This is a genomic window from Gloeomargarita sp., assembly GCF_053491055.1.
In genome coordinates this window covers 1-15313 of the sequence record NZ_JBRCEP010000026.1, presented here as the reverse complement: position 1 = coordinate 15313, position 15313 = coordinate 1, and the positions used below count along the sequence as shown (strand labels likewise).

The 15313-nt window shown below is 52.8% G+C and carries 16 protein-coding genes and 1 tRNA gene; 6 read left to right on the top strand and 11 right to left on the bottom strand.

The annotated features are described in order from the left end of the window. Positions 1 to 16: 16 nt before the first annotated feature. On the top strand, positions 17 to 337 hold the full coding sequence (locus tag ACWISF_RS02895) for a phasin family protein (protein ID WP_448380092.1): 321 nt from the start codon (positions 17 to 19) through the stop codon (positions 335 to 337). 13 nt (positions 338 to 350) lie between these two features. Here the strand turns inward: ACWISF_RS02895 and ACWISF_RS02890 are convergent, their stop codons facing one another. Next, the gene (locus ACWISF_RS02890; RefSeq protein WP_448380091.1) at positions 351 to 1499 is read right to left on the bottom strand and encodes a response regulator; all 1149 of its coding nucleotides are present in this window, start codon (positions 1497 to 1499) and stop codon (positions 351 to 353) included. A gap of 416 nt (positions 1500 to 1915) precedes the next feature. On the opposite strand from ACWISF_RS02890, the gene ACWISF_RS02885 reads away from it, so the two are divergent. Together ACWISF_RS02885 and ACWISF_RS02880 are read left to right on the top strand one after the other, a co-directional pair. Continuing rightward, a complete protein-coding gene (locus ACWISF_RS02885; protein ID WP_448380090.1) occupies positions 1916 to 2821 on the top strand; it encodes a pentapeptide repeat-containing protein in 906 nt (301 codons plus the stop codon). A gap of 57 nt (positions 2822 to 2878) precedes the next feature. Further along, a complete protein-coding gene (locus tag ACWISF_RS02880) occupies positions 2879 to 3016 on the top strand; it encodes a photosystem II reaction center protein K (RefSeq protein WP_448380089.1) in 138 nt (45 codons plus the stop codon). A gap of 7 nt (positions 3017 to 3023) precedes the next feature. Here ACWISF_RS02880 and eno read toward each other — a convergent pair whose 3' ends face one another. Beyond that, on the bottom strand, positions 3024 to 4322 hold the full coding sequence (gene eno / locus ACWISF_RS02875) for a phosphopyruvate hydratase (RefSeq protein WP_448380088.1): 1299 nt from the start codon (positions 4320 to 4322) through the stop codon (positions 3024 to 3026). Between the two features lie 100 nt (positions 4323 to 4422). Here eno and ACWISF_RS02870 point away from each other — a divergent pair. Next, a tRNA-Pro gene (locus tag ACWISF_RS02870) sits at positions 4423 to 4496 on the top strand. Between the two features lie 441 nt (positions 4497 to 4937). Here ACWISF_RS02870 and ACWISF_RS02865 read toward each other — a convergent pair. The 3 genes from ACWISF_RS02865 to prfA all read right to left on the bottom strand — a co-directional run bounded on the left by ACWISF_RS02865 (position 4938) and on the right by prfA (position 7594). After that, complete coding sequence (locus ACWISF_RS02865) at positions 4938 to 5465, bottom strand: Yip1 family protein (RefSeq protein ID WP_448380087.1); 528 nt, start codon at positions 5463 to 5465, stop codon at positions 4938 to 4940. Between the two features lie 5 nt (positions 5466 to 5470). After that, positions 5471 to 6427: a signal peptide peptidase SppA gene (gene sppA, locus ACWISF_RS02860; RefSeq protein WP_448380086.1), complete on the bottom strand. Its 957-nt coding sequence runs from the start codon at positions 6425 to 6427 to the stop codon at positions 5471 to 5473. 66 nt (positions 6428 to 6493) lie between these two features. Next, positions 6494 to 7594 (bottom strand): peptide chain release factor 1, encoded by a 1101-nt coding sequence (gene prfA, locus ACWISF_RS02855; RefSeq protein WP_448380085.1) that lies wholly within the window; start codon positions 7592 to 7594, stop codon positions 6494 to 6496. A 54-nt stretch (positions 7595 to 7648) separates the two neighbouring features. On the opposite strand from prfA, the gene ACWISF_RS02850 reads away from it, so the two are divergent. Then, positions 7649 to 8374 carry an MnmC family methyltransferase gene (locus ACWISF_RS02850; RefSeq protein WP_448380084.1) on the top strand — a complete coding sequence of 242 codons (726 nt, stop codon included), beginning with the start codon at positions 7649 to 7651 and terminating at the stop codon, positions 8372 to 8374. Between the two features lie 12 nt (positions 8375 to 8386). Here ACWISF_RS02850 and ACWISF_RS02845 read toward each other — a convergent pair whose 3' ends face one another. The 4 genes from ACWISF_RS02845 to crtH all read right to left on the bottom strand — a co-directional run bounded on the left by ACWISF_RS02845 (position 8387) and on the right by crtH (position 12680). Further along, positions 8387 to 9286, bottom strand: coding sequence for a class I SAM-dependent methyltransferase (locus ACWISF_RS02845; RefSeq protein WP_448380083.1), 900 nt, complete (start codon positions 9284 to 9286; stop codon positions 8387 to 8389). Between the two features lie 16 nt (positions 9287 to 9302). Then, a complete protein-coding gene (locus tag ACWISF_RS02840; protein WP_448380082.1) occupies positions 9303 to 10223 on the bottom strand; it encodes a glycosyltransferase family 2 protein in 921 nt (306 codons plus the stop codon). A 119-nt stretch (positions 10224 to 10342) separates the two neighbouring features. Beyond that, positions 10343 to 11008, bottom strand: coding sequence for an endonuclease III (gene nth / locus ACWISF_RS02835; RefSeq protein WP_448380081.1), 666 nt, complete (start codon positions 11006 to 11008; stop codon positions 10343 to 10345). A gap of 184 nt (positions 11009 to 11192) precedes the next feature. Next, complete coding sequence (gene crtH / locus ACWISF_RS02830) at positions 11193 to 12680, bottom strand: carotenoid isomerase (RefSeq protein WP_448380080.1); 1488 nt, start codon at positions 12678 to 12680, stop codon at positions 11193 to 11195. Between the two features lie 99 nt (positions 12681 to 12779). On the opposite strand from crtH, the gene ACWISF_RS02825 reads away from it, so the two are divergent. Further along, positions 12780 to 13508, top strand: coding sequence for a type 1 glutamine amidotransferase (locus ACWISF_RS02825; protein ID WP_448380079.1), 729 nt, complete (start codon positions 12780 to 12782; stop codon positions 13506 to 13508). A gap of 26 nt (positions 13509 to 13534) precedes the next feature. On the opposite strand, the gene ACWISF_RS02820 is transcribed toward ACWISF_RS02825, so the two are convergent. Both ACWISF_RS02820 and chrA read right to left on the bottom strand, forming a co-directional pair. Next, complete coding sequence (locus tag ACWISF_RS02820; protein ID WP_448380078.1) at positions 13535 to 13894, bottom strand: methyltransferase family protein; 360 nt, start codon at positions 13892 to 13894, stop codon at positions 13535 to 13537. Between the two features lie 145 nt (positions 13895 to 14039). Then, on the bottom strand, positions 14040 to 15278 hold the full coding sequence (gene chrA, locus ACWISF_RS02815) for a chromate efflux transporter (RefSeq protein WP_448380077.1): 1239 nt from the start codon (positions 15276 to 15278) through the stop codon (positions 14040 to 14042). Between the last annotated feature and the right edge of the window lie 35 nt (positions 15279 to 15313).

Genomic DNA, 15313 nt, shown 5'->3' with positions numbered 1-15313 from the left:
ACGCTCAACCCCGATTATGGAACAGGACAATCTCCTGCGGCAATTGCTGCTATTGGGCATCGGCACCACCGCGCTGGTGGTGGACAAGGTACGGGAAGTGGGAGACGAATGGGTGCAAAACGGCCGCCTGCGCCCCGAACAAGCAACCGCCCTGATCAACGAGTTGGTAGGACGCCTGGGGCAAAGCAACTCCTGGGAAGCCCAAGCCCGCCGCCAAATGCGCGACCTCCTGCGGGAACTGGGACTCGCTAGCCAAACCGAGGTGGACGAACTGCGGGGACGGATTGACCGCCTCGAACGGCAGGTGCGGGATTTGGAAAACCGCCTCTGGCAATAGCCCGCCACCCTTTTTAGCAAGCCGCCGCCAGCGCTGCGGCCGTGTTGGGAACAAGCTGGTGCACCACTTCCAACACCCGCTCCGGCACCGGCGGTTTGGCCATGAAATCGTTGGCCCCGCACAATTTTGCCCGCACCCGGTCAATCACCCCGCCTTGCCCGGTGAGGATCACAATCGGCGTGTTCTGGAACGCGGCACTTTTGCGCAAAAACGTACACACCTCATAGCCATTGGTCTCCGGCATCACCAAATCCAAAAAGATCAGCACCGGTTTCTTTTGCAACAGCACCGACACCGAACGCAGGGGGTCCGTCACGCTCAGCACCTCATAGCCCACCGGCTCCAAAATGTGCCGCAACGCCTGCGCCACCAGGGGACTGTCATCCACACAGGCGATCACCGGACGCTGGGCAGGCACAGGCTTGGGCACCGCCTGCAGCACCGGCACCGGTAAATCGGGCACCTCCCGGAGAATCACCACCCCCTCTTCGATCAACGGGCGCAGCGAACCCGCCACCTGCTCCACCGGACGCCCCACCCGCTGGGCAATGTCCCAAAACGTCGCCTGCCCATCCACCACCTGGGTCAAATGCTGATAGGCCGCCGGCGACACCAAATTTTTCAACTTGCCCGGACGGTCAATCACCGGCACCCGCTCTAGCCCAATGGGCACCAAATGCTGCCACTGCTGCACCTGCGCCACCACCGTCTGCCACCAGTAATCCACCTGCACCAACATCCACCGCTGGGGGAGCTTTTGCCCGGCCTGCCACTGCATCTGCGGGGCCGGCGTCCCCTCCCGCGCCCAGGTCATCAAACATTCCAAAAGCGTGGCCTCCGACCAAGCCTCGGCAAACGCCTGCGCCTGCTCCTTGCTCACCTGCCCCTGGACAACCCCCTGCGCCACCAACGCATACTCCCAGGGCAACTCCGCCGGGACCCGTTGGGGTTGAGGACTGTACCCTGGACAGCATTGGGGCAACAACCGCCGCCACCGCCGCACCGGATGCACCCCGCCTGTGGCATACACCAACCGCCCCATAAATAAATAAAACTGCCAACGATGCGCCCCCAACTGCACCACCAGACACCCCGTTTCCTGATGCTGCTTCACCCACAGCAATTTGTTCCCTAACGTGTTCCAAATCGCCCCTTGCGTCATCCCAGTCCCCCTTCCAAAAGTTACAAATCGGTTACAGACACAGGAATTTTTTTATCTTTTTCTATTTAACAAATAAACAATCGTCCTCACCACGGTGCAAGCACCGAATCTCCGTAAAAACCGCTTCCCCAAACCTACGGAATGGCTCGCTGCGTATGGCAGGAAATTGGCAACCTCAAATTCCGGTCTTGCCCCAATTCCATCGTTTTTTACAGGCTGATAGAATTAATACAAAGTCTATACGTATTTTCCCAAGCAGCAGGTAGGAAACAATTAGAATTTCTTCATAAAAACGTAGTATTACTTCAAACATCCGTAAACTTGCCAGGACAGGGGTGGTGGTGCCGGGGACCACATCGCAATCGGCCAGAATCTGCTAGGGTAATGGAAGCGAGCCATTGCGCCCACGAGTGACCATGCTGGAGATGGGCATTACGGAGCCGGACGAGCTGTTGCGGCATTATCAAAAAGGCAGGCGGGACTTTGGCCGGATCGATCTAAGCGAAGCCGTGCTGATCCACATGGACCTAAGCGGCGTGAATTTGCAAGGGAGCAATTTGGTCTGGAGCAATGCCAGCGGGGCGATTTTGCGGGGGGCGGATTTCAGTTTAAGCAATTGTACGAAGGTCAAGCTCATTCAGGCGGATTTGCGCGAGGCGAACTTGAGCGGGGCGAATTTGAGCGGCGCGGATTTGAGTTGGGCGAATCTGAGTGGGGCCAATTTGAGTGGGGCGGATTTGAGCGAGGCGATTTTGAATGCGCCGGTGTTGGATGGTTGCAACCTCAGCCGGGTGAATTTGCGGGGGGCGCACCTGCGGGGGATCAATCTGCAGGGGGCGGATTTGAGCGGGGCGGATTTGAGCGGCTGCAACCTCAAGGAGGCGCTGTTGGCCCAGGCGAGTATGACGCGGGTGCTGTTGAGCGACGCCAACCTGAGTGGGGCCAATTTGACGGAAGCGAATTTGACCCGTGCTTGCCTGATGCGCGTCAATTTGTTGCGGGCGGATTTGCGGGGGATCATCCTCAATGCCGCCAACACGATCCGCCGGGAGACCATCAGCGGGGCGACCCTAAACCATGCCATTTTTATCGGGGCCTGTCTGCAGGGGGCCGACCTGAGCGGGGCCAACCTGAGTCAGGCCAACCTGAGCGGGGCTTGTTTGGAGGGGGCCAACCTGGCCGGGGCCAATTTAACCCAGGTGAATCTCACGGGCGCTGACCTGAGCGGGGCCGATTTAACCAGGGCGGATTTGGGGCGGGCGATGCTGGTGGGGGTGGACCTGAGTGGGGCCAAGATGCCGGATGGTTCGATTCGCGCTTAGGGGATCACGGCGTCAGCAGGTGATAAGCTAGAAGATGCCCTGAATTGCTGTGAACCTATGGAACTCACCTTACTCCTGGCGAAACTTCCGGAAGCCTACGCCGTTTTTGACCCCCTGGTGGACATCCTGCCGGTGATTCCGGTTTTGTTTCTCCTGTTGGCGTTTGTCTGGCAGGCTGCCGTGGGCTTCCGTTGATACCCACCTAACCCAGGAACTTGGGTCCCAACTCCAGGTGCGGGGCATAGACGGCCATTTCTCCCAGTTCGTTTTCAATTTCCAGGAGCCGGTTGTACTTGGCGACCCGTTCGCTGCGGCAGAGGGAACCGGTTTTGATTTGCCCTGCGTTGGTGGCGACGGCCAGGTCGGCAATGGTGGTATCTTCGGTTTCCCCGGAGCGATGGCTGATGATGGAGCGGTAGCCCCGGCGGGTGGCCAGGTTGATGGTTTGTAAGGTTTCCGTTACGGTGCCGATTTGGTTGAGTTTGATCAAAATGGCGTTGGCCACTCCCAGGTCAATGCCTTTTTGCAGGCGGGTGCGGTTGGTGACAAATAAATCATCTCCTACCAATTGAATCTTTTGGCCGAGATTTTGGGTGTGGATGCGCCAGTGCTCCCAGTCCTCTTCCGCCAGTCCATCTTCAATAGAAACAATGGGGTAACTGTGGGCCAATTCTTCCAGGTAGGCCAGCAATTCTTGCGGGGTGTGGGCTTGGCCATCGTAGGTATATTGCCCGTTTTGGTAGAATTCGCTGGCGGCCACATCCAGGGCAATGGCGATTTGTTCGCCGGGTTTGTAGCCGGCGCGTTCAATGGCTTGCACCAGCAATTCCAGGGCTTCCCGATTGGAATGCAAATCGGGGGCAAAGCCGCCTTCATCTCCCACATTGGTATTGAGTTTTTTCTCCTTTAAGACCTTTTTTAAGGTGGCAAAAACTTCCGCACCCCAGCGCAGGGCTTCCCGGAAACTGGCTGCCCCCACCGGCACAATCATAAATTCTTGAATGTCCACATTGTTGTCGGCGTGGACCCCACCGTTGAGGACATTCATCAGGGGGACGGGCAGGACGCTACTCATAGGGCCGCCCAGATAGCGATAGAGGGGTAAGCCCAGGGCATTGGCTGCCGCTTTGGCTACCGCCATGGAGACGCCGAGAATGGCATTGGCGCCCAGATGGCTTTTGTTGGGGGTGCCATCGAGGTCAATCAGGGCCTGGTCAATTGCCTGCTGGTCCGTCGCGTCCCAATCCAGTAATTCCGGTTCAATCACATCCATCACGTTGGCGACGGCTTTGAGAACGCCCGCGCCGCCGTAGCGTTGGGGGTCGCCATCGCGCAATTCATGGGCTTCAAACGTCCCGGTGGAGGCGCCGCTGGGCACCATTGCCACCCCCACATCCCCATCGGCCAAATCCACCCGCACAGCAAGGGTAGGCCGTCCCCGGGAGTCCAGCACTTCCCAAGCGCGAATGCTATCAATCGTGGTCGTGACCAGGGCAGACATACGCATTTCTCCAAGCTCCATTTGCATCCTAGGGGGAGTCGGCCCAATTTGCCGGGAACTTCACCAAATCTCAAGCATCCTCAGGCTAAGATAAACCTAGCGGGATGTAGCGCAGCTTGGTAGCGCATCTGCTTTGGGAGCAGAGGGCCGCAGGTTCAAATCCTGTCATCCCGATAGCCGATGGCTGGGGTGGAAACAGAACTGCCTCAAGAGTGGCAAAGGTTCAATGCTGCGTGGACACATGGGGATAGCTTGGTAGCTCCGTACTGCGGGGCGGAAAAGCCGAGAGCGACTCTAGGTTTGTAAATATGTTGTTAGGTGAGGTGCTCCTAGACAGGCAGCGGTGACAGACCCAAACAGTGGCAAATGTTTAGGAGATGCCCATGTCTTAACCAACCTGCTCTAATTCTCATTCATAAGAAAAATTTTTTCATTGAGTGTTTTGCCGGACTTGAATTTATAAACTTTTATTGCAGAGTTCAAGATTACGGCCTTTTTCCGTAAATCCAGACTGTAACCCATGCCGATTTCTCTCCTCAATTCCTACTTCTCCTCTATCCTCATTTCACACAATGTTAAATTTTTATTAAAAATGATTATAAATTCCCCTTGCAATCACATACCCAAGGCAATCATCAACGGCCACAGAATCAAGCCCACCAAAGCCAATTCTGCTAGGACAATAGCGCCACCAAAACACAAAAGCGCCCGCACCCAAGGCAATTGATGTTCCTGCGCCATTGACCGCACCAAATTGGCCACCACCCACAGATTAATTCCCAAAGAAAAAACCAATCCCAAACGGGGAGAAATTTTCAAGGCACTATTAGCCGCTCCGGTGAGCATCAACGGCCACAAACTCTGCGCTACTGCCGCCAACGTATCGGTCGCAGAACCAATGCCACCCAACAACTGCGCCAGCACGTGTAGCGCCGCTGACAGCCAAAACCAGCCCACCCCACCGCCTAAAAGAAATAGGAAAAACCAGCCCAACCAGCCAGCAGCACCGCTGTTGGTAAAACCGGCGGCATTAAAAGACAGAACGGTCAAGACTAACAAAATACTGACAATTGCCACCGGCATTGGGGGGCGACCCAGACCAGGGCGAAACCAACTGTTGTACAGGCCATCCAGGAGCATCATGGGGACTACTCCATCAGGGCAAGGGGGATTTTATTCCAGTACGTGAGGCGGTGCAGGCGTTGTTCTGGGAACCATTGGTCAAGGCTGAAACTGAATAATTGTTGAAACGATTCCCGCCAATCTGGAGTTAAATAATTGCGAATTACAGGTTCCGTTTTCCGTCCGGTTAATTCTTTCACTTTGTCCACCGCATCGTAATAATTCCCCAGAGAATCAACCAATTTGGTCTCCAAGGCAGCCGCACCGGTTAAAATCCGTCCATCGGCAACCTCTTGTAGCTCTTGGCGCGTTATTTTACCCTGACGACCTTGCAAAATCGCTTCAAAAAACTGTTGATAGGATTGATTCACAAAAGACTTGAGTAACTCGATTTCCCCCGGCGTGATCTGGCGATAGATGGAAGCAATATCCTTGAATTTGCCACTTTTAATCGTTGTTGTTTGCACCCCCACCTTCTTGAATAAATCCGTAAGATTTTGTACCTGCACAATTACCCCAATTGAACCGGTGAGCGTGGCAGGATTTGCCACAATATGGTCAGCAGCCGCCGCGACGTAATACCCCCCCGACGCCGCCACATCGGCCATCGCAGCCACAATTTTCACCTTGCCCTTTCGACGCACCCGCATCAATTCCGTAAAAATCGCCTGGGCCGCCGCAGCAGAACCTCCAGGGCTATTGATGTTGAGCAAAATGGCCTTCACCCCATCCCGTTCGGCACGGCGCACTGCGCGGATGATGGCCTGCGCCCCAACCACAGTGCCACCCCCCAAAGGACTGCTTTCCCCAGCAAAAGTAATCACACCGCTAATGGGAATCAATGCCACATCTGCCGTAGCGCTGCTGACGCTTGCCACCGGGTCAGGACGTGGTGCCGGAACCCCCCCCAACCAGTTGCCGAGAGCCGCCATCAAGCAAACGACAATCAGAGCCAGGGCAATCAGGCGGTCTTGACGCAGCATGAACCTACCCAAGCATCAGCACCTTGATCTTAAATCAGTGGAGTCGGTCGTGGTTAAGACTGCAGACTAGCGGGACGAACTTTGATTGGCCAATGCCGCCAAACGCTCCTGTTGGTCTTTAATAATACAGGCTTGAATCAGGGGATCAATATCCCCCTCCAGCACTTCCGCCAGGGGGAAATTTTGGTTCAAACGGTGATCCGTCACGCGATTATCTTTGTAGTTATAAGTGCGAATTTTTTCTGAACGGGCCCCCGTTCCCACTTGCGAACGCCGCAGAGAACTCACCGACTCTTGCTGCTCTTGCAGTTGCATGTCGTAGAGTTTTGCCCGCAACAATTGCAACGCCCGCTCCTTATTTTTTAGCTGCGTGCGTTCTTCTTGGCAGTGAATATGAATGCCCGTCGGTTTGTGAAATAAATGCACCGCTGTTTCTACCTTGTTCACGTTTTGCCCCCCGGCTCCCCCCGAACGCGCAGTGGTGATTTCAATATCGTTGGGGTCGATCTCCACCGTCACCTCGTCCACTTCCGGCATCACCGCCACCGTCGCCGTTGAGGTATGTACCCGCCCGGACGCTTCCGTCACCGGCACCCGTTGCACCCGATGGGTCCCCGCTTCAAACTTCAGTTTGCTGTACACCCGGTCGCCTTCGATTTCGAGCACCACTTCCTTGAACCCACCAGACTCCGCCGGGGACTCGCTGACCAAGCGCACCCGCCAGTTTTGCCGTTCTGCATAACGGCTGTACATCCGCATTAAATCCCCCGCCCAGATACTCGCTTCATCGCCACCTGCCCCAGCGCGAATCTCCAGCATGATATTTTTATCGTCGTTAGGGTCTTGGGGCAGAATGAGAATTTTGAGCTCCTGTTCCAACCGGGCCAGCCGCTCCGTGAGGGTCGCCACCTCCTGTTGCACCATTTTTTGAAATTCCGGGTCTTTCGCCGCCTCTTTCGCCAGCTGCTGCGTCTCAAACAACTCCTGCTGTACCCTTTTCCATTCCGTAAATGTATTGACGATAGCTTCCATCGCCGCCCGGGCTTTGGTGATGCGTTGCAACTCCTGAGGGTCCGTCGCTACCGCCGGGTCAGCCAACTGGCGATTCAAATCTTGATAAGTGCTTTCAATCGCTTGCAACTTTTCCAGGAGATAGGCTTCGGCCATAGGATAAAATTACCAATCGTTTCTTCCCATGATGCCATTATTTTAGCTTACAGGATGAACTGGCAACCGGCAGGTCAGATTTATCAAGACCGGTTCGCGACGGTGATCACGGGAGATGGTAGCCCAACCATCCGGGATTTAGGCACAGCAAATCAGGAATGTATGCACCATAGCGGGGGGGCCTATCAAGAAACCCAATATATCTATGGCGAAGCCATCCGAGTTGTAATAAAAACCTGTCCCAATCCCCACTTTTTAGTCGTCGGTTTAGGTTTGGGTTATATTGAAATCCTCATTGCTTGTGAGTGGTTAAGGTGCCAACCATCAGGTCATTGTCAAGTAGTGAGCTTTGAAGCAGAACGCTATTGGCGAGAGCAATTTCAATACTGGTTAGCCGGTGAACCCTCGGAAATAGGAGCCATTCAGCAACTGCGGGATGAAAAATTTATGCAAGACTATCCGGCGGAAATGCCCCAGGTGCGTCCTTGGCTCCGTCAACATTTAACTCTCGAAACAGAACTTACCTATTTACCCCGTTGGCAAAACCGCATCCACGGCATCTTATTTGACGCTTACAGTGCCAAAACCTCTCAGGAGTTATGGCAAGAAGATTATCTAATTAAACTCCTACAATACTACAGTGCCCAACAATGCTTATTTGTGACCTACGCCAGCACCGGCAGTCTCAAAAGAGCCTTAAAAGCCGCTGGTTTTCGCATTCATCAGCGTCCGGGATTTCAAGGGAAAAAAGAGTCAACCTGGGCGACCAAAAACCTATAGATGTGGCCCTATTTAACCCATTTTCTTAGCTTCCATATACAGGGAATTTGGTTTGTAAATACGCCCATCGGGTTCCGTATCCAAGTGAAAGCCAGGCCAATCATCTAAGTAGCTCTTAGTAGGGGTTTGGACGCAAATCTCGGTAAATCCTACGGCTGCGAGCAGGGCACCCAAAGAGTAACTATCGTACATCCATTGATGCACTTCGCCAGAGTTGCGAAAGCGGCTGATTGTAAGCAACTCATACTCCTGAGCAAGCAGCAAAGCCAGTAATTTCTCTTTAATTTCCGAGGGTAATCGCCCGAGCTGAGCGGGCAAGCGACGTATCCATTGTTTGGGTCGCCAAAATAAATGATATTTCAGCCTCTGCCATGAGGAATTAAATTTTTGCCCTGCGGGTCGAGGAACATTCGATGCCGTGCGAGCACGCTGGATAAGTTCTTGGATTTCTTTTCCCCCTCGCTGTAAAACGTAATCATGGGCAGGAATCTCCGGTTGTTGTAAATACTGTAGCATCATTCCCCCTGGCGTTTGCCGCACCACTTGGTCGTACAGTTCCAACATGATCCAATCGTATTTACTCCGAGCATCAGCGACACCTGAGCGAATTTCATCTAGGATATGTAGGTATTCACGAACGATATTTTCCAAATCGGGAACGACAATACGAATAATTCCCCCCGGTTTTAAGACGCGATAGCATTCATCCAGCAACCTCTTGGCCTCAGCACAGGTGAAATGCTCTAATACATGAGAATGATAAACGAGGTCAAAAGAATTCTCGCCAAAAGGGAGCTTTTTCCTCAAGTCAATAGCTAAGACGCCGGGATGACGAACGGCAAAATCTACATTCAGCCATGCTGCTGATTCGACATAGCGGTTGCCACAGCCAAGATTTAAGTATTTTGCCACAGGATACCCCTCGCTGTTACGATTTTTTAGCCATCCATTGAGCCAATCGCTCTGACAATTTCTCCAATCGCCGTCGCCAACGATAAAAGGCAGAACGTTTAGGCATACCAAACGCTCGTTGCCACATGTACTCATCTGCTAACTTATGGCACACCACAAAAGGGGGATGACGCATCGCTGCCAACTCCAAATCAGCAGTTGCTAAATTGGCATTTTTATCCTTGGGGTTCCGTGTATGAGCAGCATCGTCCCGAAACCCTAAATTACTAACCATATTCACCCGCGGTATGATGCTCAATCCTCCCTGGGACCAACAGGCAAAACTCCAGAAGTAATCCCAGGTGTCAGGATACTGGTCATAAAATGCAGCATCCAAAACTCCTTGCCAGTAGCTGGCTTCTTGGGGATTAGGGTGAATCGCTGCTAATAAATCTAATTGCTTAAATTCCGTCCAGAGTTGCGGTTGATCCTGCCAATAGCGCCACGCCCTACGCCACGTAGCCCAACCCCAAATAGGAGCATATTTAGAAAAATAATAACTATACGGGGAACAGGTTCTGCCATCGAGGAAATTATTGCCACTGATGACCCATATCCGCTCATCATCACGATAATAACGGAGTAGGATTTCACAAAAGCCAAAAAAGGTCGGCACTGGCAAACAATCATCTTCCAAAATAATGGCTTCTTCCACGTAAGAAAATGCCCAACTAATGCCGCTAGATACCCGCTGTTTACAACCTAAATTACTGTCCGCATAGTTTTTGTAAACATCACATTTCCAGTCAATATCCTCAATCAGAGCGCGCGCCTGGGCACACCGTTCTGCTTCGTCCGCATTGCGTGGCCCATCGGCGACAACAAATAGGGTTTGCGGACGAGCGTTGCGGATGCACGCCAACACTCTTTGCGTTAAATCAGGACGGCGAAAAATCAAAAAGATAACGGGTGTCGCCAAGCTCACAAAATCCTACCTCAAACAAGGAGCAAATAAAAGGAGCAAATAAATTGGTAAACCCTATGATAACTTATTAAAAGATAACTTATTAAAAAAATTTAGGCACCTGTCAAGGTTGCCTTTGAGGGGCAAATATCGCTCAATAAACATTCATGACAGCGGGGATGGCGAGCGGTACAGGTTTCTCGCCCATGATAAATCACCCGAATAGACCAATTTTCCCAATCAGGTTGGGGGAGTAATTCAATCAAATCCCGCTCAACCCGAATCGGATCACTGTGTTCGGTTAGCCCCAAGCGGTAGGACACGCGCTTGACATGGGTATCTACTGTTACCCCGGCATTGATTCCGTAGGCATGGGCCAGCACTACATTGGCCGTTTTGCGCGCCACCCCCGGCAAGGTAAGCAATTGGGACATTTCTTTGGGAACTTTACCCCCAAATTCACTCATAATTTTCCGGCAGGCACCCTGAATGTGACGGGCTTTGTTGCGGTAAAAACCGGTGGGTTTGATGAGCATTTCTAACTCGCGCAAATCAGCCGCCGCTAGCGCTGCCGCATCTGGAAACCGGGCAAACAAAGCAGGGGTCACCTGATTGACCCGCTCATCGGTACATTGCGCCGAGAGAATGGTCGCAACCAGCAATTGCACAGGTGTTTGATAGTTTAAGGTGCAGGTAGCGTCAGGATAACGCCGCTTGAGACGGACTAAGGCTTCATTGGCTCGTTGTTTCCGCGCAGCGATTCGGCGCACAATTGCCATGACCTCTGCTGAAATAAAGACTTTGGCTTTTAGTATAGCGATTTTCCTAATAAAATTCCTGCCCCAAAAACCTTCCGCTTGCGTCCTTGTCGGAACTTCCCCTGCCCTTAACCTATCGTTGATGAACCATTATCACCAGAAAACTGTCTCGCTTTATTCTCACTAGGGAGGATAGGCAACTTGTTTACAAGCCCAAATCTGTAGCGACCCGGTGGGCACAGGCAAACCCGGAAAATGCCACCGCATTGAGTCCCTGCCCAGGAAAGGTACTGTCGCCAACACAGTACAATCCCGGTACACTGGTGCGGTTGAACGGCATGAGGAGCAACCCAGGGAGGGAACGCCGGGGCATCGGGCCGTAGGTGCCATTGATGCGTCCCAAAAACCGGCGGTGTGTGCGGGGTGTGCCAATTTCCATGTAGTCCAAATCCTGATCCAACCGGGGAAACAAGGCCAACAATCGCTCAATAATTTGCCCGGCCATTGCTTCTTTGCGTTGTGCATATGCCAGCGGCGACAGACCCTCCCAATCGGCCAACCAACAGGGGGTAAATACGTGCAAAATATGATGCCCAGGGGGGGCCAAATCCGGGTCCAGGAGCGTCGGAATGGAAATAAATAAGGTTTGATAGGGTGCTTCCATTTGTGCCCAATCATCGAGAACAACATGATGACAATCGGTGTCTTTAGGAATGGCACTTTGACGCACCCCTAGATGCAAACTGAGGAAGCTGGGCGAGGGTTGATACCAGCGCCGCCAACGTTGTTCCGCAGGGGGAATATCGGTTAACAAATGACCAAAGGTATCCCAGCGGGTGGCATTGGAAATAATGCGGCGGGCGCGATAAACATCCCCAGTTGCACAGACCACCCCAACGGCTTGGCGATTTTCAACCAGAATTTGCGTCACCCGGCTTTTATAACGAATTTCCCCCCCGTATCGTTGCAAACCCGCTACTAGTTTTTGGGCAATTTGGCCGACGCCGCCTTTAGGATAATGAATCCCGCCGTAATGCCGATCCGAAAATACCATCCCCGCATTAATCATAGGGGTTTTCTCAGCGGGAACCACCGACCAAATATAGCATTCTAGGTCAATAAATTTCAGTAACTCCGGGTCACGGATGTATTTGCGGGCAATGTTCCCCACATTCCAGGGCAAATAGGCCGCCAATCCCAAACAGGCCCAGGGATTTTGGGTAAAGACCCGCCACAGATAACGCGGTTCTTCCAAGGATAAAAGTTCGATGGAATTGAGATAATTAAAAACCCGCCAACATTCATCATAAAACCCCCGGATGCCCCGCTTTTCGTGAGGAAATAGGGCACTAAGTTCAGCTAAAAATTTCTCATAATCCCGATGCACGCGCACCTGGCGTTGACCGGGCAAGTGATAATGCACCTGCACCGGGTCAGGAATGGTGGCAAGTTTTTGATCCACGGCAGCGAGGGCACGGGTCAGCAAATTGGTGGTGCCTTGGGTGCCCAGTCCAAAAATCATGGAAGCGCCCACGTCAAAACGGTAGCCCGACCGCTCAAAATAACCCGCACTCCCGCCGGGAATGAGATATTTTTCTAAGACCAAAACTTTGGCGCCCCGGCGTGCCAGTTGACTGGCGGTGACCAGCCCCCCGATACCGGCGCCGATGACAATGGCATCCCACTCGGTCACTGTGGCATTCCCCTTGACCCCGTTTTTTAGTGTACTGCGCCCCGGTGTTACCAGCAGGTTCGCACTCCTACAATAGGGGGAAATCCAAGGGAACAAGCGATGAAATTTTTGGTGGTGAAACACGTGGTGGTCGAGGGGTTGGGGGTGTTTGCCCCTTGGTGCGCCCAGGCGGGGATCGGCCTGGATTGGGTGGAATGGGAACGGGGAGATACGTTGCCCGATGCTCAGGGATACCAGGCGGTTTGGGTGATGGGGGGGCCAATGAATGTGACCGACGAGGCAGAATACCCCTGGTTGGCGCTGGAAAAGCAATGGATTCGCCAGGTGGTGGAGACCTACCAAATTCCCTACATGGGGGTGTGCCTGGGGGCGCAGTTGCTGGCCGTCGCCCTGGGAGGAACGGTCGGCGCCATGACCAAGCCGGAGGTGGGTTTGGGGCCGGTGTATTTGACGCAATTGGCCAAGCAGCATCCGCTCTTTCAGGGGGTGCCGGAGCGGTTTTTGGCGCTCCATTGGCATGGGCAGGAGGTGAAAACCTTGCCGCCCCAGGGGGTGCTTTTGGCTTCTTCAGACCACTGCCGGGTACAAGCCTACGCCGTGGGCGAGCATGCCTTTGGCATCCAATTTCATGCCGAGGTGGAAGCCCAAACCGTAGCCGACTGGAGTCAATTACCCGCCTATCGCGCAGCGCTGGAACAGGTTTTGGGGCCAGCAGGGTGTGCCGAATTAACCCAGACCGTCACCGCCCAATTGCCCAACATCACGCCCATTGCCCAACAGTTATGGGCCAATTTTTACCAGATCGTCCGACATCGCTGGGCAACTTGATTCATCAATTTGATTTCCCCCAATAATCAATAAATTCCTGGGAATAACTTTTTCACTGTTTGTTGATAGGTACGGTATTCTGGGAATTTGGCGGTTAACCATACTTCCTCTTGGGTGGCTTTGCGGTCAAAAAACCACGCCAACAGGAGTACCCCAATCCCATGCCATAAACTCATCTGCCACAGGGCATAAGCCAACGCCAGAACAATCACACCGGCGTAAATCGGATGGCGCACCCAACGATAAACACCCGTCGTTACCAAGCGGCTGTCATCGGTCGGGTAGGGCAACGGCGTTAAATTCTGTCCCAAATGCCAAATACCACCTATACCCAAACCCAATCCCACCGCTCCCAGGGCAATCACAAGCGGTAATTTGAGGCTCAAGGGTAATGTTCCTATAGGAACAACAGGGAGCAAAAGGAAAACCACACCTAAAACAGTTTGCCCAAGCACCCAGTATTCCCCCCGTTGATTGCGCCACCAATCCCCACGAAAACCCCACTTTTCTAACATCTCCATTTCCTCCCGTTTAAGTTAAACCCGTTATGAAACTGACCATAACACCTGTTATTGCCCCGATCCCCAAGCCTATCGCTGGGTGCCATTTTAGCTTGCCAATCACCAATAGGGCAACCCCAAGTAATAGCATATTGATCCCAATCCGCAGGGGTTGTTCTCCGGGAATAATGGCAGGCAATAGGTTAATCGCAGCAGACAAAACCATGCCAACCACAGCGGGGTTAACCCCTGACAAGAAGTGTTTGACGGGCTGTAAATGCCGCACCTTTTGATAATAGCGAGACAGGATAAACATCAAGATAATTGAAGGTAAAAATAAACCGATGGTGGCGACCATTGCCCCGCTCAATCCCCCAACCCGAAAACCAGCAAAAGTGGCAATCACTGCAATTGGTCCCGGCGTGAGTTGACTAATTGCCACCCCATCAATAAATTCCTGTGGCGTCAACCAGTGCAAATGGTCAATTAATAACTGTTTCAGCACCGGAATCAGGACAAAACCACCCCCAAAGAATACCAATCCTACCTTCACAAACGTTAAACCCAAGGTGAAGAAATCAACAGCCTGGGGTGGCACGACCGTGTTGGTTGCCGAGGCGATTTGGTGGGGTAAAACCTGCATGGCTAACGGTAAACCAATGACCGCTTGGGGCTGATTGACAGACTTTTTGGCGGGGGGTTTGCGGGGGGTCAATTTGAGCAGTAAACCAACCACCCCTGCTGTGCCAAGAATCAAAATGGGATTAATGCGCGTTAAACTGCCAACACAACCCGCTAAAGCTAGTCCCAAGGCAATTTTAGAGCCAATCGCCTTTTGTCCCATAGACCAAGCCGCCAGGAGAATAATGCCAATCACCACCGGCGCAATGCCGTCTAAAACCGCCTGCAAAGAGGGAATTTGATTGAATGTGAAATAGAACCACGATAGAACGATCACCGCCAGCAAAGAAGGGAGCAAAAACAGCAGACTTGCCCATAAACCGCCCCAAAACCCATGCAGCCGATAGCCAATAAATAAGGCGGCATTGACCGGAAAAGAACCTAAAATTTGACCGAGGGCGACCCCATGCAAAAACTCTTCCGTTTCCAAACACCGCCGCCGTTTGACAAACTCATCTTCCATGAGGGCAATCATGGCAATGCCCCCCCCGAAACCAATGGAACCTAATTTGAGAAATAGCCACATCATCTCGGTTAAGCTGGGCATTTTTTGCGAATAGTGCCCCTCTGGAACTGGAATGTCTGTCATGCGCTTGCCTCCGAAATATCAAAATTGCTAAGTAA

What these genes read in the sequence shown, in the direction of transcription:
- ACWISF_RS02850 (WP_448380084.1), top strand. Translation starts at nt 7,649, where the DNA reads ATGAACTGGCAACCGGCAGGTCAGATTTATCAAGACCGGTTCGCGACG.
- ACWISF_RS02825 (WP_448380079.1), top strand. Translation starts at nt 12,780, where the DNA reads ATGAAATTTTTGGTGGTGAAACACGTGGTGGTCGAGGGGTTGGGGGTG.
- prfA (WP_448380085.1), bottom strand. Translation starts at nt 7,594, where the DNA reads ATGGCCGAAGCCTATCTCCTGGAAAAGTTGCAAGCGATTGAAAGCACT.
- ACWISF_RS02885 (WP_448380090.1), top strand. Translation starts at nt 1,916, where the DNA reads ATGCTGGAGATGGGCATTACGGAGCCGGACGAGCTGTTGCGGCATTAT.
- nth (WP_448380081.1), bottom strand. Translation starts at nt 11,008, where the DNA reads ATGGCAATTGTGCGCCGAATCGCTGCGCGGAAACAACGAGCCAATGAA.
- chrA (WP_448380077.1), bottom strand. Translation starts at nt 15,278, where the DNA reads ATGACAGACATTCCAGTTCCAGAGGGGCACTATTCGCAAAAAATGCCC.
- ACWISF_RS02880 (WP_448380089.1), top strand. Translation starts at nt 2,879, where the DNA reads ATGGAACTCACCTTACTCCTGGCGAAACTTCCGGAAGCCTACGCCGTT.
- ACWISF_RS02890 (WP_448380091.1), bottom strand. Translation starts at nt 1,499, where the DNA reads ATGACGCAAGGGGCGATTTGGAACACGTTAGGGAACAAATTGCTGTGG.
- sppA (WP_448380086.1), bottom strand. Translation starts at nt 6,427, where the DNA reads ATGCTGCGTCAAGACCGCCTGATTGCCCTGGCTCTGATTGTCGTTTGC.
- eno (WP_448380088.1), bottom strand. Translation starts at nt 4,322, where the DNA reads ATGTCTGCCCTGGTCACGACCACGATTGATAGCATTCGCGCTTGGGAA.
- ACWISF_RS02895 (WP_448380092.1), top strand. Translation starts at nt 17, where the DNA reads ATGGAACAGGACAATCTCCTGCGGCAATTGCTGCTATTGGGCATCGGC.
- ACWISF_RS02865 (WP_448380087.1), bottom strand. Translation starts at nt 5,465, where the DNA reads ATGATGCTCCTGGATGGCCTGTACAACAGTTGGTTTCGCCCTGGTCTG.